This is a genomic window from Streptomyces sp. NPDC047049 (genome assembly GCF_040643995.1).
Lineage (GTDB): Bacteria > Actinomycetota > Actinomycetes > Streptomycetales > Streptomycetaceae > Streptomyces > Streptomyces mooreae.
In genome coordinates, this window is sequence record NZ_JBEYVM010000010.1 from 20,922 (window position 1) to 41,074 (window position 20,153).

Here is a 20,153-nt window from a genome sequence, read left to right on the forward strand (position 1 = left end):
CGCGGGCCCGTCATCACCGCGGATCGAAGTCGGCGGCGGACTGCTCGTCGAAGATCCGCATGGCTTCCGCGGTCACCGGGCCCGGGGCGTCGGCGAGTTGGCGGTCGTCGATGCGGGTCACGGCCTGGACGTCGCGCAGGGTGGAGGTCAGGAAGATCTCCTGGGCCCGCTCCAGTGCGTCCAGCGGCAGGTCGGTCTCCTTGGCGCCGGCCCAGCTGATGGTCAGGGCGCGGGTGATGCCCGCCAGGCAGCCGGAGTGCAGCGGCGGCGTGTGCAGTTCGCCGTCCAGCACGACGAAGACGTTGGAGCCGGTGCCCTCGCAGAGCGCGCCGACCGTGTTGGCGAACAGGGCCTCGGAGGCGTCCCGTTCACGGGCGCGGGCCAGGGCGACCACGTTCTCGCCGTACGACGTGGTCTTCAGGCCGGTGAGCGCCCCGCGCTCGTTACGGGTCCACGGGACCGTGACGGCGGCGGTGGTGTCGGGGCGGCGCGTGGTCTCGGAGAGTGCGATGACCAGCGTGGGGCCGGCGTCGCCGCGGTCCGAGCCGAGCGGTGAGACGCCGCCGGTGTAGGTGAGCCGCAGCCGGCCCAGGGCCATCGGGTTGGCGTCGAGGACCGCCGCGCAGCCGCGCCGCACCTCGTCGAGGTCGGGATCGGGCAGTCCCAGCCCGCGGGCCGAGGTGGTCAGGCGCTCCAGATGGCGGGTGAGGGCGAAGGCACGGCCGCGCTCGGCCTTGATGGTCTCGAAGACTCCGTCGCCGACCGTCAGCCCGTGGTCGAAGACCGAGACCCGGGCGCCCTCGGCGTCCTGCAGCGTGCCGTTGAGCCAGATCTTCATCGCTTTCCTCCACTCGCCTCGTGCAGGCCCGACGCTACCGCGAGCAGCCTGCGCGCCTTCAACTCGGTCTCGGCCCACTCCCGCTCCGGATCGGAGTCCCAGATGATCCCGGCGCCGGCGCCGAAGCGGAGCACCGGGCCGCCGGGCGGGGTGCGGTCGATCCAGAACGTACGGATGCCGACCGCGAGCTCGCCGGTGCGGCGGTCCGCGTCGACCCAGCCGATGCCTCCGCAGTAGGGGCCGCGGGGTGCGGTCTCCAGCTCGTCGATGATCCGCAGCGCGCTGGATTTGGGGGCACCGGTGACCGACCCGGGCGGGAAGGTGGCGTCCAGCAGATCCGCCCAGGCGGTCTTCTCGTTCGCCCCGTCCAGTTCGCCGCACACGGTGGAGACGAGGTGGACCAGGCCGGGGTGCTCTTCGACGGCGCACAGTGCCGGGACGGTCACGGAGCCGGTGGCGCAGACCCGGCCGAGATCGTTGCGGACCAGGTCCACGATCATCACGTTCTCCGCCCGGTCCTTCGCCGAGAGGTCCGCCGCGGTCCGCCCGGTGCCCTTGATGGGGCCGGAGGTGACGGTGCGGTCCTCGCGCCGCAGATACAGCTCCGGGGAGGCGCTGGCGATCTCGACGCCATGGCCGGGCAGCCGGATCGTGCCCGCGTGCGGCGCCGGGTTGCCGCGGGCCAGCACCGCGGACAGCGCGTCCACGTCGGCACGGCCGGGATCGGGCAGCGGCGCGGTCAGCACCCGGCAGAGGTTCACCTGGTAGACGTCGCCGGCCGCGATGTGTTCACGGATGCGCCGCACACCGCCTGTATAGGCGTCGCGGTCCAGGGAGCTGGTCCAGGCGCCGGCGGCGGGGCCGCGCCAGCCGCCGGGGTCCGGACCGTCCGCCGCGGTGGCCGGACGTACGTCGCCGAAGCGGGCGCAGACCACCGCGCCCTCGAAATCGGCGGCCACGGCCCACCAGCCCGTGGAGTCCAGAGCCGCGGGATCGCTGGTCACATCCAGCAGGTCGGTGGCTATCAGGCCGCCGAAGCGTGCCATCGGAGCGAAGTCGTGCACGTCAGCGAGTCTATGGCGGCGGCCCCGAGGCTGCCTGTGCCGAGCGAGCAGCGCAGCACGCTGCACAAACGCGTTTTTGTACTGGCCCCGGAATCCGCTAGAGTTCAACACGTCGCCGGGACGCGCAAGCGCCCCGGAGGACACGTAGCTCTCGGACGTAGTCTGGGAGAGACACCTGCGGACGTAGCTCAGTTGGTAGAGCACCACCTTGCCAAGGTGGATGTCGCGAGTTCGAGTCTCGTCGTCCGCTCGATGTGGGGGATCTTCCCGAACCCCCTCACTCCTGGTGGAGTGGCCGAGAGGCGAGGCAACGGCCTGCAAAGCCGTCTACACGGGTTCAAATCCCGTCTCCACCTCCAAGGACGATTAGCTCAGCGGGAGAGCGCTTCCCTGACACGGAAGAGGTCACTGGTTCAATCCCAGTATCGTCCACTGGATCCCCGAACGTGCTTGACCGGGGTTTCCGTCCCGCGCGATTAGCTCAGCGGGAGAGCGCTTCCCTGACACGGAAGAGGTCACTGGTTCAATCCCAGTATCGCGCACGCAGCTGCGGATCTTCGTGATCCGCGGTCCCGCGGACGATTAGCTCAGCGGGAGAGCGCTTCCCTGACACGGAAGAGGTCACTGGTTCAATCCCAGTATCGTCCACACCTGATCCCGAGGGCCGGAGCATTTCGCTCCGGCCCTCGGTCGTTCTCCGGCAGGGACCGGTCAGGACGAGAAGAGCATGTGACCGAAGCCGCGGTGGTGGCCGTGATGGCCGTGATGTCCATGGTGGCCGTGGTGGCCCTGATGCGGGGCACCCCAGGCGGGCGCTGCGGGGTAGGCCTGCGGGGCGGGCGGCGGCGGGGGCTGCTGGGACCACTGTGACTCAAGGCGGGTCAGCGCCTCCAGCTCCCCGTAGTCCAGGAAGATCCCCCGGCAGCCGGCGCACTGTTCTATCTGCACGCCATTGCGGTGGTATGTCTGCATTGGCGCATGGCACTTGGGGCACTGCATCGTCGGCTCCACTCCTGTCATCCGGCACTGCTCACTGCCGCGCCGCCGGAAAGGCCGCCCGGCGGCGGGGTGTTCACCCTACGTCCGGGCCGCCGGGCGCCAACCGGTCCGGCAGGGAGGCCATCCGGGCACAGGCGGCGACGACCGCCGCCTCGGACTCGTCCAGGGGGCGGGCGGCGGTGAGGGCCTTGGCGAGGGCGAGCGCGGCGGTCTGCACGGTCAGGGCGCGGGCCGGAACCTCCAGGTCGGGCCAGGGATCGCCGGACGGCCGGACGGCGGGGCCGCCGGCGGCGCGGTAGGCGGCGAGGAAACGCGTCCAGAGGTCCGGTGCGAGCAGGCCGGTGGCGAACCACGCGGCGGGGCGGGCCAGGTCCCAGGCGCCGTCGCCCGTGCCGAGGTCGTCGATGTCGATGAGGAGCCAGGGGCCGCCGGCGGCCGGGTGGCGGACGAGCTGGCCCAGGTGCAGATCGCCGTGGCAGAGGGTGCCGGCGCGCGGCGGCGGGGCGGCGCCTTTGGCCCACGGCGGCAGCAGGGCCCAGGCCCGCTCGACGGCCGCGGCGGCCGCGGGCAGCGGCCCCGGGCCGGGCCGGAGCGCGGGCGGCGGGCCGTCGGCGGCGGCCAGGGCGGTGCGCAGCCGGGCCAGGGCACGGGCGGCCTTGGCGGGGCCGCGCATCGGCGGTACGGGGCCGGGCAGTTGGCGCGGGTCGACGGTGTGCAGACGGGCCAGCAGGCGGGCGGCGTCCTCCCAGGGCGCGGCGCCCGGGTCGTCGGGCAGCACCGGGCTGCCGTACGGCCAGCGGGTGAGGGCGCGGCCCTCCTCGGTGAAGGTGAGGAAGCCGTCGGGGGCGGTGACCGGGAGCGGGGGCAGCAGGATGCCGTGCAGAAGGGGGTGGGCGGCGATCCGCAGCCGGGTGGCCAGGTCGTGCCGGTCGCCGTCGGGGGCGTGCGCCTTGGCGACCGTGGGGCCACTGCGGACGACCGTGCCGTCGGGACGGTCGGCAAGCACCTCGGGGGCGGGGGTGGCGGTGGAGGCCGGAGCGCCGGGCCGGGCCGTCGTCGCGGACAGCGCGGCGAGGCGGTCGAGCAGTGAGGTGGCCATCGTTCCCCCTGGTCCTGCGCGCGCCGGAGGGCGTCGTGGTCGGCGGGCCGTGCAGGGTATGCCGTGGGTGGTGGTGCGGGCTGTGGGCGGCCCGGAGGGGGATCGTACGCGTGGTCCGCGGGGCCGGGCAGGGCGGCGGCCGGGAAAACCCGACGGCCGGGCATCTCCCCAGATGCCCGGCCGTCGTGCCGTCCGCCGCACCCCCGTCCCCACGGGGCTTTCAGCCGGAGGTCCCCGTCCCGGGCCGCTCTCCCGGGACCGGGGCGCCGCTCAGCGCCCCAACATTCCGACCACGGACGACGCCTGTGTCATCACGGCCTCCCAGCCGCCGAAGACCACGACGAGAACGCAGGCCAGCGGCAGCACCATGGCCACCGCGACGAGGGGATGGCGCGTGCCGGAGGGCTGCCGGCCGCCGGGCACAGTGGCTCGCCGCCCCTGCGCCCGAAGGGCCGTCCGCCCTGAGCTCTGCACCATCGTCCCGCTCCCGTCGTGGCTGGGGCGGCGGGCGTCTGACCTCGGGGGACGAGTGCGGCGCCCGCCGCTTGAAGACAACAGTAGGCACGCGGCCGGCGACGGGCGTCATGCCGTCGTACCGATTGGTCGGCCTCCGGGAGGATGACGGCCCGGCGCCCCGTGTACTCCCCTGGGTGGAGAGACGGCGTCAGGCCTTGGCGATCTCCCCCAAGGGGGACCGCTGCGCCGCCTTGGCCCGCGCACTCCTGAGGGTGACCTCGCTCACGTCGTCCGCTCCCCCGCGCACCATGGTCCCGCGCCTGCGGACCGCCGCGCGCACCCCCGCTTTCCGCCCCTCGGCCTCATCACCGGCATCCCCGGCCAACCACACCGGATCCCGTTTCATCCCGCCAATTTTCCTTCTACGGCGGATTATTGGGATCCCTCACGGTAAGCCGGGACGCCCGGCGGCCGGTTTTCCCCGCCCGCCGCGGGAATCGCCCCCGCCACCGGCAATCCGGCCGCCGACGCATGCGCGGCCTCTCAGCACAGCGAGCCGTCAATCCGTAAGCTGTGCCACGTCAGACGGTTGGCAGCGGAGGGGGCTCCCCACCGCAGGTAGGGGACGGACATGGCGATGATGCGGCTCCGACGCGAGGACCCGCGTGTCGTCGGGACGTTCCGGCTGCACCGCCGGCTCGGCGCGGGCGGGATGGGCGTCGTCTATCTCGGCTCGGACAAGCGCGGGCAGCGGGTGGCGCTCAAGGTGATCCGGCCGGACCTGGCGGAGGATCAGGAATTCCGCTCGCGGTTCGCGCGGGAGGTCTCGGCCGCCCGGCGGATCCGCGGCGGCTGTACGGCCCGGCTGGTCGCGGCCGATCTCGACGCGGACCGCCCCTGGTTCGCCACCCAGTACGTCCCGGGCCCGTCGCTGCACGACAAGGTCAACGAGGGCGGTCCGCTGTCCCCGGCACAGGTCGCCGCCATCGGCGCCGCGCTGTCCGAGGGGCTGTTGGCCGTCCATGACGCGGGCGTGGTGCACCGTGACCTCAAGCCGTCCAACATTCTGCTGTCGCCCAAGGGCCCGCGGATCATCGACTTCGGCATCGCCTGGGCGACCGGCGCCAGCACGCTGACCCATGTGGGTACGGCCGTCGGCTCGCCGGGGTTCCTGGCGCCGGAGCAGGTGCGCGGGGCCGCGGTGACACCGGCGACGGACATCTTCGCGCTGGGCGCCACCCTCGCGTACGCCTGTACCGCGGACTCCCCCTTCGGGCAGGGAAGTTCGGAGGTCATGCTCTACCGCGTGGTCCACGAGGAGGCACAGCTCGCCGGGGTGCCGGACGCCCTGGCGCCGCTGCTCGCCTCGTGCCTGGCCAAGGATCCGGCGGACCGTCCCAGCACGTTGTCGCTGTCGCTGCGCCTCAAGGAGATCGCGGCCCGTGAGGCGCACGGTCCGTCGGGCGGACCGCTGGAGAGCGCCGCGGGCGCCGCCTGGCAGCGCGCGGAGCGCCGTCCTCCGGACCGGCCGACCGGGCAGCGTGCCGAGGAATACGCCCGTCAGCGCACCGAGCGGCGGACGGCCGGCAACTCCTCGCCGCGGCCGCACCCGTCCCGCCCCCCGGCTTCGCATGACGCGGCCTCCCGGCCGTCCGGCCCGGCCTCGGCCGCGGGGAGGAACCCGCGGAGGCCCGGCGGACGCACGGTGCGCCGTGTCCCTGCCGCCCGGCCCGCGGGGGCGGGCGGCAAGCGCGCCCCGGTGCGTACGACGTCGGGCGGTCGGCGGCCCGGCCCCGACCGCCGGCTGCTGCGCCAGCGCGTCATCGTGTTCGTGGTGGTGACCCTGCTGGTGGCGCTCGGTATCGCGGCGGCCCAGGGGTGCCAGGGGCCGGCCCACGGTCTGGGCGTGGAGCGTCCGGCGCCGGTCGCCCCGGCCTGGGGTGCGGACGGGGCTTACGGGGTGGGGGCACAGAACCCCTGAGAGCCTGCGCGGGCAGATCTCGGCAACGGGGTGGGCACAAGCCCCGGAAGTGTGGAAGGGAACGCCCGCGCCCTGGTGAGGCGTCATGGGCGGCGTTCCAGTGGTGCCGGGGCCGGTGCCGCGTGGCGAGCCGGCCAGCAGGACGCGGGCCCGCTCAGGGGCGCAGGCCCTTAAGGGGTCCTTGCACTATGAGCGCCCGATGAGGGCGCGTGGTCTGGTGCCGTGCATCGCAAGGCGCCGGAGAGCCCTCGTAGCGGAGCTACGAGGGCTTTTCGGCAACGCGGCGAGGTGCGGTGCCAGGCCGCGCGACCCGGGCGGGCATAGTGCAAGGACCCCTTAAGCGGGCCGCCCCGTCGCCACCGCGTAGAACGCCACCGCGGCGGCCGCTCCGACGTTGAGCGAGTCCACGCCGTGCGCCATCGGGATGCGGACCCATTCGTCGGCGGCCCGCAGCGCACCGGTGCTCAGTCCGCCGCCCTCCGCGCCCAGCATCAGGGCGGCGCGCTCCAGGGTGTGCGGGGCGGCTTCGTCGATGCCGGTGGCCTTCTCGGCCGGGGTGAGGGCGAGCAGGGTGAAGCCCGCTTCCCGTACGGCGGCCAGGTCCCGGGGCCAGCTCTCCAGGCGGGCGTACGGCACGGAGAACACCGCGCCCATGGACACCTTGACCGAGCGGCGGTAGAGCGGGTCGGCGCAGTCCGGGGAGAGCAGCACGGCGTCCATGCCGAGGGCCGCCGCGCTGCGGAAGATCGCGCCGATGTTGGTGTGGTCGTTGACCGCTTCCATGACCACGATGCGCCGGGCCCCGGCGAGGAGTTCGGTGGCGTCCGGCAGCTGCTTGCGCTGCATGGAGGCCAGCGCCCCACGGTGGACGTGGTAGCCCGTCACCCGCTCGGCGAGGTCCGGGCTGACGGCGTAGACCGGCGCCGGGACCTCGTCGATCACATCGCGCATCACGTCGACCCACTTGGCCGAGAGCAGCATGGACCGCATCTCGTAACCGGCCTGCCGGGCGCGCCGGATGACCTTCTCGCCCTCGGCGATGAAAAGCCCTTCCGCGGGCTCGCGCCGGCGCCGCAGCTCGACGTCGGTCAGACCGGTGTAGTCGGCCAGCCGGGGGTCGTCCGGATCGTCGACGGTGATGATTTCTGCCACGGGAAGAGAGTGCCTTGTCGGTGTCGGGGTGCCAATGCCGCGTCGGGATCGGCTACCTGGGGGCAGGTGCGGGGGCGACGGTGACGACGTCGCCGACGACGATGACCGCCGGAGGACGGACGCCCTCGGCCCGTACGGTGTCGCCGAGCGTGGCGAGCGTGGCGTCGACCCGGCGCTGGGCGGCGGTGGTGCCCTCCTGGATGACGGCGGCCGGGGTGTCGGCGGGCCGGCCGTGCTCGATGAGCTTGGCGGCGATGGCGCCGCTGTTCTCCACGCCCATCAGGACCACGAGAGTGCCACGCAGCTTGGCGAGCGACGGCCAGTCCACGAGCGAGCGCTCGTCGTCGGGGGCGACATGGCCGCTGACGACGGTGAATTCGTGGGCGACCCCGCGGTGGGTGACCGGGATGCCGGCCGCGCCGGGCACCGAGATGGTGCTGGAGATACCGGGGACGACCGTGCAGGGGATGCCGGCCTCGGCGAGCGCCTGGGCCTCCTCCATGCCGCGGCCGAAGACGAACGGGTCGCCACCCTTGAGCCGGACCACGGCCTTGCCGGCCTTGGCGTGCTCGATCAGCGCGTTGTTGATGGCCTCCTGGGCCATGAACCGGCCGTAGGGGATCTTCGCCGCGTCGATGACCTCGACGTGCGGCGGGAGTTCGGCGAGCAGATCGCGGGGGCCGAGCCGGTCGGCGATCACGACATCGGCCTCGGCGAGCAGCCGGCGGCCGCGGACGGTGATCAGGTCGGGGTCGCCGGGGCCGCCGCCGACCAGCGCCACGCCCGGGGTGTGCGGGCGGCGGTGGTGCGGGGCGGCGAGACTGCCGTCGCGCAGGCCCTCGACGATCGCGTCGCGTACGGCGGCGGAGCGGCGCGGGTCGCGGCCGGTGAGCACGGCGACGGTGACGCCCTCGCTGCGGCCGGTGGCCGGGGTCCAGGCGGTGGCGGCCTCGGCGTCGTCGGAGCGTACGCACCACACCCGGCGGTCCTCGGCCTCCTGGGACGCGGCGGCGTTGGCCTGCGGGTCGTCGGTGGAGATCAGCGCGTACCAGGCGCCGTCGAGGTCGCCGTCCCGGTAGCGGCGGCGCTCCCAGCGGACCTCACCGGCGTCGGCCATCGCCTCGACGGAGGGGGTCGCGGACGGGGAGATCAGCAGGACCTCGGCGCCCGCGGCGACGAGGGACGGGAGCCGGCGCTGGGCGACCTGTCCGGCACCCAGGACGACCACCCGGCGGCCGGACAGCCGCAGTCCGACGGGGTAGGCGGCGTGATCGGCGGCGTGATCGGCCATGGCGGTACGGCTCCTTGTGCGGATGCTGCGGGGTTCGGCGACCGGCTCAGCCGCTGCGGCTCTGGAGCGGCTGGTGAGGGGACGGCCCGGGGCGGCGGTACGGCCCCGGCCCACAGCCTATGGGGCTGCGGGCCGGGGGTCATGCGGAGGTCGGGCCTGATCAGGTCTTCTCGGTCACTCCGGCCGAGTCGAAGGTGGCGACCTCGTGCATGGCGCGGGCGGCGCTCTGCACCACGGGCAGTGCGAGCAGGGCGCCGGTGCCCTCACCGAGGCGCAGATCGAGGTCGACCAGCGGGCGCAGGCCCAGCTTGTTGAGGGCCGCGACATGGCCCGGCTCGGCGCTGCGGTGTCCGGCGATGCAGGCGGCCAGCGCCTCGGGGGCGATGGCGCGGGCCACCAGGGCGGCGGCGCCGGCGCTGACCCCGTCGAGGATCACCGGCGTGCGCAGCGAGGCGCCGCCGAGGATCAGTCCGACGAGGGCGGCGTGCTCCAGGCCGCCGACCGCGGCGAGGACACCGATGGGGTCGGCCGGATCGGGCTGGTGCAGCTCCAGGGCGCGGCGGACGACCTCGACCTTGCGGGCGTGCGTCTCGTCGTTGATGCCGGTGCCGCGGCCGGTGACCTCGCCCGGGTCGACTCCGGTGTAGACGGAGATCAGCGCGGCGGAGGTGGTGGTGTTGGCGATGCCCATCTCGCCGGTGAGCAGCGCCTTGTTGCCGGCCGCGACCAGGTCGCGGGCGGTGTCGATACCGACCTCGATGGCCTTGAGCACGTCCTCCTGGGTCATCGCCGGGCCGGCCGTGAAGTCGGCGGTGCCGGCGCGGACCTTGCGGGGCAGCAGACCCGGGGTGGCGGGCAGGTCGCTCGCGACACCGACGTCCACGACGCAGACCTCGGCGCCGACCTGGTTGGCGAAGGCGTTGCAGACCGCGCCGCCGCCCAGGAAGTTGGCGACCATCTGGCCGGTGACCTCCTGGGGCCAGGGGGTCACGCCCTGGGCGTGGACACCGTGGTCACCGGCGAAGATCGCGACGGCGGCGGGCTCCGGGATGGGCGGCGGGCACTTGCGGGACAGTCCGGACAGCTGCGCGGAGATGATCTCCAGCATGCCCAGCGCCCCGGCCGGCTTGGTCATCCTCTTCTGCCGCTCCCAGGCCTCGCCGAGCGCCTTGGCGTCCAGCGGGCGGATGCCCTGCAGGGTCTCCTGGAGGAGGTCGTGCGGGCTCTCGCCGGGCAGCGCGCGGCGGCCGTAGGTCTCCTCGTGGACGACCCAGGACAGCGGGCGCCGCTTGGACCAGCCGGCCTGCAGCAGCTCGGGCTCCTCCGGGAACTCGTCGACATAACCGATGCACAGATACGCGACGACTTCGAGGTGCTCGGGCAGGCCGAGATCGCGGACCATCTCCCGCTCGTCGAAGAAGCTCACCCAGCCGACGCCCAGGCCCTCGGCGCGGGCGGCGAGCCAGAGGTTCTCGACGGCGAGCGCGGAGGAGTACGGGGCCATCTGCGGCTGGGTGTGCCGGCCGAGGGTGTGCCGGCCGCCGCGGGTGGAGTCGGCGGTGACGACGATGTTCACCGGCGTTTCGAGGATGGCCTCGATCTTCAGCTCGCGGAACTGCTTGGCGCGCGCCTTGGGCAGCGACTTGGCGTACGCCTCGCGCTGCCGCATGGCGAGCTGGTGCATCTTCTCGCGGGTCTCCTCCGAGCGGATGACCACGAAGTCCCAGGGCTGGGAGTGGCCGACGCTGGGGGCGGTGTGGGCCGCCTCCAGGACGCGCAGCAGCACCTCGTTGGGGATCGGGTCGCCGCGGAAGCCGTTGCGGATGTCGCGGCGTTCGCGCATCACGCGGTGCACGGCGGCCCGCTCGTCGTCGTCGTACCCGGCGGCCGGGGACGGCACCTCGGCCGCGCCGGACGCTGCGGAGTCTCCGCCGTCGGGCCGCTCACCGGCCGGCTGCGGCTGGTCGTCGCCGAGCTGGACGAGTTCGGCGACGTCCTGCTGGTGGGGCGCCTCGTCGGCGGGGGCGTCGGGCGTGGGCCCGGCCGTCGAGGGCTCGGCGGCCGCGGCGCGCGGGGCCGGGCCGTCCACGGGGGACGGCTCGCCGGAGGCCTGGGACGGGATGTGGACGGCCACGGGCGGGGTGTCGACGGGCAGGGCCTCGGGGGTCTCGGGGGCGGTGGGCTCCGCGGCTTCCGCGGTCGTGCCGGACTCCGTGGGTTCGTCGGCCGCCGGCTCCGCGGCGGGGGCGGTATCCGGGGTCGCCTGGGCCGTCGGGTCTTCCGGCAGGCCGGGGGCGTCGGAGCCGTCCGCTGCGGGCCGCTCCTCGACGGCGGCGTCCGCGTCCTGCGGCGCGGCCTCCGCTGCGAGCGCGTCCGCGGTCTGCTGCCCGGCGGCGTCCACGGGGGCATCGGGCTGCGGCTGCCCGGCGGCCGGTTCCTGCGCCTCGGGCGGCTCTATGACGGTCTGATCCGTGTCGGTCTGCTCCGTGTCCGCCTGCTCCGTGTGCGTCTGGTCCACGGGCGCGCCGGTCTCCTCGGCGGGTGGCGCGGCGGGGCCCTGGGGGGCGGCGGGCGCGGGGTCGGCGGCGGGCTCGGCCCCGGGGGCGTCCGTACCGGCCTCGGCGGGGGTGGTCTCGGGCTCGGCGGCCTCAGGAGCGGACTCAGGCGCTGCGGCCTCGGGAGTTACCGCCTCGGGGGCTGCGGCCTCGGGCTGCGACTGGGCCTCGTCGGTGGCAGGGGCCGGGTCGGCGCCCTGTCCCTGGTCGGCGGGCTGCTCGTCCTGCGCTGCCGGGGCCGGATCGGCGGGAGCGTCGGCCGGCTGGGCGGGGGCGGGCTCCTCGGCCGGGACGACGGCTTCGGGCGCGACGGGAGCCGGGGTGGCGGCGGGCTGCGCCTGCGCCTCCGGGGCGGCCACGGCTCCGGCTTCGACTCCGGCTTCGGCTTCGGCTTCGGTGGGCAGGCCCTGGGCCACGGGCTGCTGCGGGTCCTCGGCGGCGGCGGCCGCCTCGGGCTGCTGGGCCGCCTCGGGCTGCTGGGCCGCCGCGGCGGTGTCCTCCACGGCGGGCGCCTCCGGCGCGGCAGCTTCCGCAACCGGGGCCTCCGGTACAACTGCTTGCGCCTCGGCCGCCTCGACAAGCTCGGCCGTCTCCACAGACGCGGCCGCCTCAGCAGGCTCGACCTTCTCGACAGACGCGGCCGTCTCCACAGCCTCGTCCGCGCCGTCCTGTCCGGCCACGACGGCCTCGGGCAGGACGTCCGCGGCCCCCTCCTGCGGCTGCTCCTGCGCCGCTCCCCCGGCCGGCGCGTCCTGGCCGGCCTCGGGGGCTCCCGCGACGGCCACGACGTCACCGGCCTCCGCCACGCCCGCGGGCGCCGGCGCCATCGGCTGGGGCTGCTCGGCGGGCAGCGCTTCGGCGGGCAGCGCTTCGGCAGGCTGGGCCGTGTCCGGCAGGACGGGCGCCGCCTCGGGGGCAGGGGCGGCCGGCGCCTCGGGGGCGACCGTTTCTGCAAGCGGGGCCGCGGCCGCGGCCTGGGCGGTGGCCTCCTCCCACGACGGCACCTGCGACGGGATCTCGCCGAGCTGCGGGCCGGGCAACGGGCCCTGGCCCGCGGCCCCATAGGTCTGCTCGGCGGACAACTGCCCGCCGTAGGACTGCCCGCCGTAGGACTGAGCGCCATAGGGCTGCTCGCCGTACGGCTGCCCGGCGTAGGACGGCGCCGCGACGCCCTGCTCCGGCGCGGCCGCCTCCCCCGAGGGCTGCTCGGCGTACGGCAGGCCCGCCTCGGCCGGCGGCGCTTCGCCCACCACGGCCTCGGGCGCCCCGGCCGGAACGTCGAAGTACTCGGGACCGCCGGTGGGCGGTCCGGCGTGCCGGGCGGCGGGCTGCGCGGGCGCGTCGGCCGGTCCGCGGTCGGCGAGCGAACGGACCACTCCGCCGGTCGCGTCGGGGACGGGCGGGCCCATGTGCAGCGGACGGCGCGGGGGCGTGGCGGGCGCCGCGGCGCGGGGCTGCTGCGGTGCCGCGGGCTGCGGGATACGGACGGCGCCGAGGTCGACCGAACCGGAGTCCCGGCCGCCGCTCTCGTGGTCACCGGCCGGGGCGGGCATCGGCTCGAAGCCGGTGGCTCCCTGGGCGGCCGGGTCATACGGCGCGCCCTGCGGGCCCTGGTGGGTCTCCTGCGGGAGCGGCTGGGCCGCCGGCTGTTCGCTCCAGGCGCCCTGGGCACCCGGCATCAGCAGCAGATCGTCGTCCTCGGCGACGCCGTCGGCCTGGTCGGCATAGGGGTAGACGCCGGGAGGGGGCACCATGCCCGGCAGCTCCGTCGGTCCGGCGTCGGCAGGGGAGGGAGCGGCCGCCGGCTGCGGCTGCCCGGGATGTCCGCCTGCGTTCTCCGGCTGTCCCTCGCCCGGGACCTGGCCGGTGTCGGTCATGCGTACCCCTCGCCCATTGGTAGTGCTCCTTCCAACCGCTCGTGCGACGCGCTCGACCGGGGCGCGCCGACGCCCCGATAGCTAGAACGAGCGAGCACGCCTCGCGGCACGTCCGCTCTCCAGAGCTTCATATTCGGCCAAAACCACGGCATTTTCCGGATATTGGTGTACGAAGCCGAATGCGGAACGGCGGCGCAACGATCCGCCAGCCTACCTCGCGCGGGTTGCCCTGCTGGTCACGGGTGAGGAACGCGATAGCCGCTGAGCAAAAACACCACGGACCGCTCGCGTTCGACCCAGACGGAGGTGTCCAGGTCCACGGACTGCAGCAGTGCGCACTCGACTTCGTAGCCGCCGTCGGCCAGCGCCCGGCCCAGTGCTTCGGCCTCGTCGCGGGTGGCGGCGTGGGTGACGATCCGTTCGGGACGGCGGGCCGCGCAGGCGGTGACGACCTCCGCTCCCCCGCCGCCGACCCGGATCACATCGGGCTCGGGCAGGTCCTCCAGGACCTGCGGCGCCCGCCCGTGCACGACCTGGAGTTGGACGCCGTGACGGCGGGCGAGGGCGGCGGTGCGTCCGCAGGCGTCGGGGTCGGCGTCCACCGCGATGACGGCGGCGCCGAAGCGCCCGGCCTCCACCGCGGCGGCTCCGCTGCCCGCGCCGATGTCCCAGACGAGGTCGCCCACCTGCGGCCCGAGGCGGGCGAGTTGTGCGGTGCGCAGCTGGACGGACTCGCCCTCGCCCAGGGCACCGCCGTAGGCGCCGGCCGGAAGTCCCCAGCCGCGCGCACCCGTCGGATGGCCCACCTCGCGTCCGGCGATCCAGCCGGTGCCCTGGGCCGCGGCGCCGCCGGGCGAACCGCCGATGACAATGACGACATTGGGGTCACGCCAGACATGGTCGGCGGCCTTGTCCGATGTGAGTACCGTCACCCGCTCCCGGTCGGTGCCCAGGTCCTCGCAGATGACGAAGGTGCGGTGGACGCCACCGAGCAGCAGGGCGAGTTCGGCGGGGCCGGCGCCGGGCGAGGTGAGCACCGCGACCTTGGTGTGGGCGCGGCAGACGTTCACCGCGCGGCGCAGATCGCGGCTGTGGGCGACGACGACCTGGGCGTCGTCCCAGGGCATACCGGCCCGGGCGAAGGCGGCGGCGACGGAGGAGACGGCCGGTACCACTTCGACTTCCAGGCCGTGCTCGGGTGCCCGCAGGGTGCGTACGACGCCGAAGAAGCCGGGGTCGCCGTCGGCGAGCACGACGGCGGTGCCGCGGTGCTGGGCGATCCGGCGGGCGGCCAGGGTCACACTGCCGAGCCGGATCCGCTCGGCGTTCGGCGGGACTTCGGGCAGTGCGAGGTGGTGCGCGGCGCCGGCCACCAGGGTGGCGGCGCCGAGGGCGGAGCGGGCGGCGGCGGTCAGCGCGGAGCCGTCCCATCCGATCACCGTGACCCGGTCGGCCATGCTCGTCAGTCTCCTGGGGCTGCTGTGGTTGCGCGCGCGGGGGCGGCAGGCGGGCCGGCTGCGGGCGGCCGCAGGCCGGTGAGGTGCCGCTGGGGCGCTGGTCGCGCAGGTGCGCGGCAGGCCGAGGGTACCCCGAGAGGTACGGACCGGAGTGCGGGCGTGGGGTCAGTTCCACTCGGGGTAGGGAAATGCGTCCGCATCCGCCGGCCGGCCCGGGATCCCGTCCAGGTCCTCGGGCAGCAGGCTCCACACGATCAGATCGGTGCGGATGTCCGTCCAGCCGCCGTCCTCGGTGCGGCTGCGGACGATGAAGGCGTTCCGCAGCACGCCCTCGCTGATACAGCCGATCTTCTGGGCGACCTGCTGGGAGGCGGTGTTGCCGGCCGCGGTGCGCAGCTCGATGCGTTCGAACTTCTGGTCGTGGAAGAGCCAGTGGGCAACGGCGAGCGAGGCCTCGGAGGCGTACCCCTCACCGCGGGCCCAGGAGGCGACGACGTAGCTGATCTCGCTGGAGCGGATCCGCCAGTCGGTGTGGCGCAGCTGGATCACGCCGACCAGGCGCTGGGTGAGGAACTCGGTGACCGCGAAGTCGATGCCGTGGCCCGAGGCCCGTTCGGCGGGGGCGCTCTCGGTGGTCCAGGTACGCGCGGCGTCCTCGGTGTACGGCTGGGGTATCGCGGTCCAGGCGGCGACCAGCTCGTCGTTCATCATGGCGGTGAGGGAGGGCACGTCGGCCTCTTCGAACGGGCGCAGCACCAACCGGTCCGTGCTGATGGAGATGTCCGGAAAGGTGGATGTCATGCCGCTGCTCCCACGCCGTTGACTGTGGTGTCCGGAACGTCGCGGACTGTGAGACCGCGAGGTCACGGGCCGTCTGGACCGTCTTGAATGCACCAGCATGCAGCATCGGCCCGCGGGTGTGCACGCGCATGGGCCCCGGTCGCGCGCGTGCACGGATCCGGGGCCCGGTGGCCGCGCCTGCGGACGGCCGCCTTCCGGTGACCTGCGCGGGGCGACCGCACGTCCACACCCGCCCACCCCCCGAAGAGGGGTGGGCGGCGGGGAGAACGTTCAGGACAGCAGCGGCGGCGTCAGCTCTTGGCGGGGCCGAACGCCGGGATGACCGAGCCGTCCTTGTACTTGTCCTCGATGAACTTCTTGACCTCGGGGGAGTTCAGGAGCTTGGCCAGCTTCTTGATCCGCGGGTCGTTCTCGTTGCCCTTCTTGACGGCGAGGAAGTTGGCGTAGGGGTTGTCCTTCGCCTTCTCCAGGGCCAGCGCGTCCTTGGAGGGCTTGAGGTGGGCACCGATGGCGAAGTTGCCGTTGATGATCGCGGCGTCGACGTCGTCGATGCGCGGCGCGGTCTGGGCGGCCTCCAGCTCGGTGATCTTGATGCCCTTGTCGTCCTTGACGTCGGTCAGCTTGGCGTCGGAGCCGACACCGGGCTTGAGGGTGATCACGCCGTTGTCGGCGAGCAGCTTGAGCGCCCGGCCCTCGTTGGAGGGGTCGTTGGGGACCGAGACGGTGCTGCCGGACTTGAGCTGGGACAGCTTGTCGATCTTCTTGGAGTAGACGCCCAGCGGCTCGATGAGCACGTTCTGGACGGGCACGATGTGCGTGCCGTTCTCCTTGTTGAAGACGTCGAGGAACGGCTTGTGCTGGAAGAAGTTGGCGTCGACCTGGCCGTCGTCGGTGACCTTGTTGGGGATCTTGTAGTCGTTGAACGGCTTGACGACCAGCTTGAGGCCCGCCTTCGCCGCCAGCTCGTTCTTGACGAAGTCGAGGATGGCGCCGTGCGGGGTGGGGCTCGCGGCGACGACGAGGGGGGCGTTCTTGTCGTTCTTGTCGGTGCTGGCGGTGGTGTCGGAGGGGGCGCTGCAGGCGCTCGCGCCGAGGGCGACGGCGGAGGCGGCGGCTATGGCGACGGAGATCTTGACGGTGTTGCGCACGAAGAGTGCCTCTTTCTTGTTCCCACGCGCGCGTTCACGCGTGATGTCCGCCCGGCAAAGGGTCCGGGCTGCGGGGTGGTGCGGGTGTGGCGGTCAGGCGGCCTCGGTGACCGTGGCCGGTTCCTCGGCGCGGGCACGGCGCAGGCCGACCCCCAGCGAGGAGGTACGGGTGCCGCGCTCGGCGAGCCGGCGGACGATGAGGTCACCGAGCAGCTGGACGAGGGAGACCAGGAGGATCAGCTCCACCACAGTGGCGATCATCAAAGAGGTCTCGTACTGCTGGTAGCCGTAGGTATAGGCGAGGTTGCCCAGGCCGCCGCCGCCGACCGCTCCGGCGATCGCGGAGTAACCGATCAGCTGGATGACGAGCGTGGTGACGCCCGCGATCAATGCGGGCAGCGCCTGCGGAAGGAGCACCTTGAAGATGATGGTCCAGGTGCCGCCGCCCATGGCGTGCGCGGCCTCGACCAGGCCGCCGTCGACCTCGCGCAGCGCGGCCTCCACCAGCCGGGCGAAGAACGGGATGGCGGCGAGGGCCAGCGGGACCACCGCGCCGGTCGGGCCGATCGAGACGCCGACGAGGAGGCGGGTGAAGGGGATCAGCACCACGATCAGGATCAGGAACGGGAAGGACCGCCCGATGTTCGCGATGGCGCCGAGCACCTTGTTGACCACGACGTTCTGCAGGACGGCGCCGCGCTGGGTCAGGTGCAGCAGCACACCGACCGGGATGCCGAAGAGCACCGCGTAGAACGTCGACCACCACACCATGAACAGGGTGTCGAGGGTGTTGTCATACAGCAGCGGCTGCATCTCGGACCAGGTCACTTGGCACCTTCCTTCTCCAGCGGGGCGCCGGCCGCGACGACGCTCAGCGCGTCGTCGACCGTCTGGCCCGCTACATCCGCCACATCCACCTGGAGCCCCTGCTCGCGCAGGAAGCCGATGGGCACGACGTTCTCCTCGAAGCGGCCGGGCAGCTCGATGCGCATCCGGCCGACCTGCTTGCCGCCGACCGTGTCCATGGCGGCGCCGAGGATCGAGATGTCGACGTTGTACGTGCGCGACAGCTCGGAGATCACCGGGCGGGTGGCGGCCGAGCCGTGGAAGGTGACGTCGACGACGGTGCGGTCGTCGGCCGACGCTTCGCCGCCGACCGGGAACAGCTCCCGGGCCAGCTCGGAGCCGGGGGTGGCCAGCAGCTCGGCGACGGTGCCCTGCTCGACCACCCGGCCGTTCTTCATCAGCGCGGCCGAGTCGCAGATCGTCTTGACGACGTCCATCTCGTGCGTGATGAGCACGATGGTCAGGCCCAGCTTGCGGTTGAGGTCGCGCAGCAGCTGGAGGATGGAGCGGGTGGTCTCCGGGTCCAGGGCGCTGGTGGCCTCGTCGGAGAGCAGCACCTTGGGGTCGCCGGCCAGCGCGCGGGCGATGCCCACGCGCTGCTTCTGCCCGCCGGAGAGCTGCGCGGGGTAGGCCTTGGCCTTGTCGGCGAGGCCGACCAGGTCCAGCAGCTCCAGCGCCTTGCGGGAGCGCTCACGGCGGTCGACCTTGAGGATCTCCAGCGGCAGTTCCACGTTGTCCTGGACGGTGCGCGAGGACAGCAGGTTGAAGTGCTGGAAGACCATGCCGATGTGGCTGCGGGCGGCGCGCAGCTGGGCACTGGCGCGCTTGCCGCGCCCGGCGATGGACGTCAGCTCCTGGCCGGCGACGGTGACCGTGCCGGAGGTGGGGCGCTCCAGGAGGTTGAGGCAGCGGATGAGGCTGGACTTTCCGGCGCCGCTCTGGCCGATGACGCCGTACACCTCGCCCTCGCGGACGTGCAGATCGACGCCGTCCAGGGCGGTGACTTCGCGGTCTCCTGAACGGTAGACCTTGGTCAGGCCCGTTGTGGTGATCACTAGGGAATTCCGTCACTGTCGAGTGCTCGGCGGCTCGCCCGCCGGGCACGGGGCATTCTTGCGAGTGCGGCAGAGGGGAACAGGGAGCGGCGGCGGGCGCGGGGCCCGGCTCCGGGTTCCGGTGACGCGGGGCGGCCGGGGGCGTCGGGAGGAGGCCGACGTACGGCTCATGGCAGGGTCTCGCTTCGGGGCGCGAGGCTCAGGCGGGGGCCCTCAGCGGTCACACATTCGACACATGCAACGAGCACCGGGCGTCAGGTACGCCTCGGTCGCAGGGGTGCGGTTGCTCGTCGTGGTCATGGCGGCAAGTAAACCAGACAGCGGGACGGCCCAATCAAGCCAGTCCGGATGGCGGACACGCCTGACCATTGTGTGGACAGCGCCGCCCGGCGCGCGAGTGCTCTCCGCCGGTCCGCCCGTGGCCTGCGCGGATGCCGCCGGGAGCGGGGTGACGACGGCGCCCCGGTGCGGTACTTCCGCAGGGTGGGCTGTGGCCAACGCCACGGTCACCCTCCCGACGGTCGTCGTCCCGGTGTTTTCCGCGACCGGGCGGCCGGCCGCGGCGGGGCCGGAGGCGGTCGCCCGTCCGCCGCCGATTAGCATCGCCCCATGCCCCACAACCCCACGGCGCGCGGCCACGTGGCCCGGAGGTCCCGGTGATCGACGCGCTGACGATCGCGGTCGCGGTGACCGCTCTCGCCCTCGCCGCCTGGTGCGGCTTCGCCGCCTTCCGCGACCAGCCGACCAAGGACTGGCACTTCATCGGCATGGCCCTGGTGTCGCTGCTCGGCCTGGTCCAACTGGTCGTCGCCGGCGTGCAGCTGGCGGGCGGAGCGGCGCCGGACAAGGGCACCGCGCTCTTTGTCGCGTATCTGCTCGGGGCGGCCGCCTGTGTCCCGGCGACCGGGTTCATGTCGCTCTCGGAGCGCACCCGCTGGGGTTCGGCCACCGTCGCGGCGGGCGCCGTGGTGCTGGCGGTTCTGGAAGTGCGGCTGTTCGACATCTGGGGAGGCGGCAGTGCCTGAGACCACGGCAACCACGGCGGCGGACGGCACCACGGCCACCGCCCCGGCGAGGCGTTCCCTGGGCACCGGTCCCGGGCGCCTGCTGGTCACGCTCTACGGCATCTTCACCGTCGCGGCCGCCTCCCGCTCGCTCTACCAGCTGATCGCGCAGTTCGACCGGGCTCCGCTGGCCTACAGCCTCTCGGCGCTCTCCGCGGTCGTCTACGGGTTCATCACCTTCTCGCTGGTGCGCGGCGGTGAGGGCGCCCGCCGGGCCGCGCTCGCCTGCTGTGCGCTGGAACTGCTCGGGGTGCTCGGCATCGGCACCTGGACGCTGCTCGACCCGTCCGCCTTCCCCGACGCCACGGTCTGGTCGGACTACGGCATGGGCTACCTCTTCATCCCGGTCATCCTGCCCGTCACGGGGCTGCTGTGGCTGCGCCGGGCGCGTACGGAGCAGCCTGCCACCTGAGGGACGGCTTCCCGGAAGGGGGGGGTGCGGGTCCCGGCCGCGCGGCCGGGACCCGCAC

At 73.7% G+C, this 20,153-nt stretch carries 17 protein-coding genes and 5 tRNA genes; 8 read left to right on the plus strand and 14 right to left on the minus strand.

Annotated features, from left to right (window positions below):
• Positions 1-13 precede the first annotated feature (13 nt).
• Both ABZ851_RS22120 and ABZ851_RS22125 read right to left on the minus strand, forming a co-directional pair.
• Complete coding sequence (locus ABZ851_RS22120) at positions 14-838, minus strand: aminodeoxychorismate lyase (RefSeq protein WP_361130245.1); 825 nt, start codon at positions 836-838, stop codon at positions 14-16.
• Positions 835-1,902 carry a chorismate-binding protein gene (locus tag ABZ851_RS22125; RefSeq protein ID WP_361130248.1) on the minus strand — a complete coding sequence of 356 codons (1,068 nt, stop codon included), beginning with the start codon at positions 1,900-1,902 and terminating at the stop codon, positions 835-837. Before ABZ851_RS22125 ends, ABZ851_RS22120 begins: the two co-directional genes overlap by 4 nt.
• A 177-nt stretch (positions 1,903-2,079) precedes the next feature.
• Here ABZ851_RS22125 and ABZ851_RS22130 point away from each other — a divergent pair.
• The 5 genes from ABZ851_RS22130 to ABZ851_RS22150 all read left to right on the plus strand — a co-directional run bounded on the left by ABZ851_RS22130 (position 2,080) and on the right by ABZ851_RS22150 (position 2,550).
• Positions 2,080-2,152 (plus strand) — tRNA-Gly (locus ABZ851_RS22130).
• 35 nt (positions 2,153-2,187) lie between these two features.
• Positions 2,188-2,261 (plus strand) — tRNA-Cys (locus tag ABZ851_RS22135).
• Position 2,262: 1 nt separating this feature from the next.
• Positions 2,263-2,334: transfer RNA gene (locus tag ABZ851_RS22140), tRNA-Val, on the plus strand.
• A gap of 38 nt (positions 2,335-2,372) precedes the next feature.
• Positions 2,373-2,444 (plus strand) — tRNA-Val (locus ABZ851_RS22145).
• A gap of 34 nt (positions 2,445-2,478) precedes the next feature.
• A tRNA-Val gene (locus ABZ851_RS22150) sits at positions 2,479-2,550 on the plus strand.
• A 63-nt stretch (positions 2,551-2,613) separates the two neighbouring features.
• Here the strand turns inward: ABZ851_RS22150 and ABZ851_RS22155 are convergent.
• The 4 genes from ABZ851_RS22155 to ABZ851_RS22170 all read right to left on the minus strand — a co-directional run bounded on the left by ABZ851_RS22155 (position 2,614) and on the right by ABZ851_RS22170 (position 4,862).
• Complete coding sequence (locus ABZ851_RS22155; RefSeq protein WP_088796784.1) at positions 2,614-2,901, minus strand: zf-TFIIB domain-containing protein; 288 nt, start codon at positions 2,899-2,901, stop codon at positions 2,614-2,616.
• Positions 2,902-2,974: 73 nt separating this feature from the next.
• Complete coding sequence (locus ABZ851_RS22160) at positions 2,975-4,000, minus strand: phosphotransferase (protein ID WP_361130251.1); 1,026 nt, start codon at positions 3,998-4,000, stop codon at positions 2,975-2,977.
• Between the two features lie 270 nt (positions 4,001-4,270).
• A complete protein-coding gene (locus ABZ851_RS22165) occupies positions 4,271-4,477 on the minus strand; it encodes a hypothetical protein (RefSeq protein WP_336050808.1) in 207 nt (68 codons plus the stop codon).
• A 187-nt stretch (positions 4,478-4,664) separates the two neighbouring features.
• Positions 4,665-4,862 (minus strand): hypothetical protein, encoded by a 198-nt coding sequence (locus tag ABZ851_RS22170; protein ID WP_361130254.1) that lies wholly within the window; start codon positions 4,860-4,862, stop codon positions 4,665-4,667.
• A 225-nt stretch (positions 4,863-5,087) separates the two neighbouring features.
• Here ABZ851_RS22170 and ABZ851_RS22175 point away from each other — a divergent pair, with 225 nt between their 5' ends.
• Complete coding sequence (locus tag ABZ851_RS22175; RefSeq protein WP_361130257.1) at positions 5,088-6,437, plus strand: protein kinase; 1,350 nt, start codon at positions 5,088-5,090, stop codon at positions 6,435-6,437.
• A 336-nt stretch (positions 6,438-6,773) separates the two neighbouring features.
• Here ABZ851_RS22175 and ABZ851_RS22180 read toward each other — a convergent pair whose 3' ends face one another.
• The 8 genes from ABZ851_RS22180 to ABZ851_RS22215 form a co-directional block, all read right to left on the minus strand.
• Positions 6,774-7,589, minus strand: coding sequence for an RNA methyltransferase (locus tag ABZ851_RS22180; RefSeq protein WP_336054743.1), 816 nt, complete (start codon positions 7,587-7,589; stop codon positions 6,774-6,776).
• Between the two features lie 52 nt (positions 7,590-7,641).
• A complete protein-coding gene (gene cobA, locus ABZ851_RS22185) occupies positions 7,642-8,880 on the minus strand; it encodes a uroporphyrinogen-III C-methyltransferase (protein WP_336054744.1) in 1,239 nt (412 codons plus the stop codon).
• 160 nt (positions 8,881-9,040) lie between these two features.
• A complete protein-coding gene (cobT, locus tag ABZ851_RS22190) occupies positions 9,041-13,312 on the minus strand; it encodes a nicotinate-nucleotide--dimethylbenzimidazole phosphoribosyltransferase (protein WP_361130261.1) in 4,272 nt (1,423 codons plus the stop codon).
• A 236-nt stretch (positions 13,313-13,548) separates the two neighbouring features.
• Complete coding sequence (gene cbiE, locus ABZ851_RS22195; protein WP_336054746.1) at positions 13,549-14,769, minus strand: precorrin-6y C5,15-methyltransferase (decarboxylating) subunit CbiE; 1,221 nt, start codon at positions 14,767-14,769, stop codon at positions 13,549-13,551.
• 165 nt (positions 14,770-14,934) lie between these two features.
• Positions 14,935-15,570 carry a GNAT family N-acetyltransferase gene (locus ABZ851_RS22200; protein WP_361130265.1) on the minus strand — a complete coding sequence of 212 codons (636 nt, stop codon included), beginning with the start codon at positions 15,568-15,570 and terminating at the stop codon, positions 14,935-14,937.
• A gap of 290 nt (positions 15,571-15,860) precedes the next feature.
• Entirely contained in the window at positions 15,861-16,718 is an 858-nt protein-coding gene (locus ABZ851_RS22205) for a MetQ/NlpA family ABC transporter substrate-binding protein (protein WP_336054748.1), read from the minus strand.
• A 93-nt stretch (positions 16,719-16,811) separates the two neighbouring features.
• Positions 16,812-17,546: a methionine ABC transporter permease gene (locus tag ABZ851_RS22210; RefSeq protein ID WP_336054749.1), complete on the minus strand. Its 735-nt coding sequence runs from the start codon at positions 17,544-17,546 to the stop codon at positions 16,812-16,814.
• Positions 17,543-18,619: an ATP-binding cassette domain-containing protein gene (locus ABZ851_RS22215; protein WP_361130270.1), complete on the minus strand. Its 1,077-nt coding sequence runs from the start codon at positions 18,617-18,619 to the stop codon at positions 17,543-17,545. Before ABZ851_RS22215 ends, ABZ851_RS22210 begins: the two co-directional genes overlap by 4 nt.
• Positions 18,620-19,275: 656 nt before the next feature.
• Here ABZ851_RS22215 and ABZ851_RS22220 point away from each other — a divergent pair.
• Together ABZ851_RS22220 and ABZ851_RS22225 are read left to right on the plus strand one after the other, a co-directional pair.
• The gene (locus ABZ851_RS22220) at positions 19,276-19,644 is read left to right on the plus strand and encodes a hypothetical protein (protein WP_361130273.1); all 369 of its coding nucleotides are present in this window, start codon (positions 19,276-19,278) and stop codon (positions 19,642-19,644) included.
• Positions 19,637-20,095 carry a hypothetical protein gene (locus ABZ851_RS22225; RefSeq protein ID WP_361130276.1) on the plus strand — a complete coding sequence of 153 codons (459 nt, stop codon included), beginning with the start codon at positions 19,637-19,639 and terminating at the stop codon, positions 20,093-20,095. Before ABZ851_RS22220 ends, ABZ851_RS22225 begins: the two co-directional genes overlap by 8 nt.
• Positions 20,096-20,153: the final 58 nt, after the last annotated feature.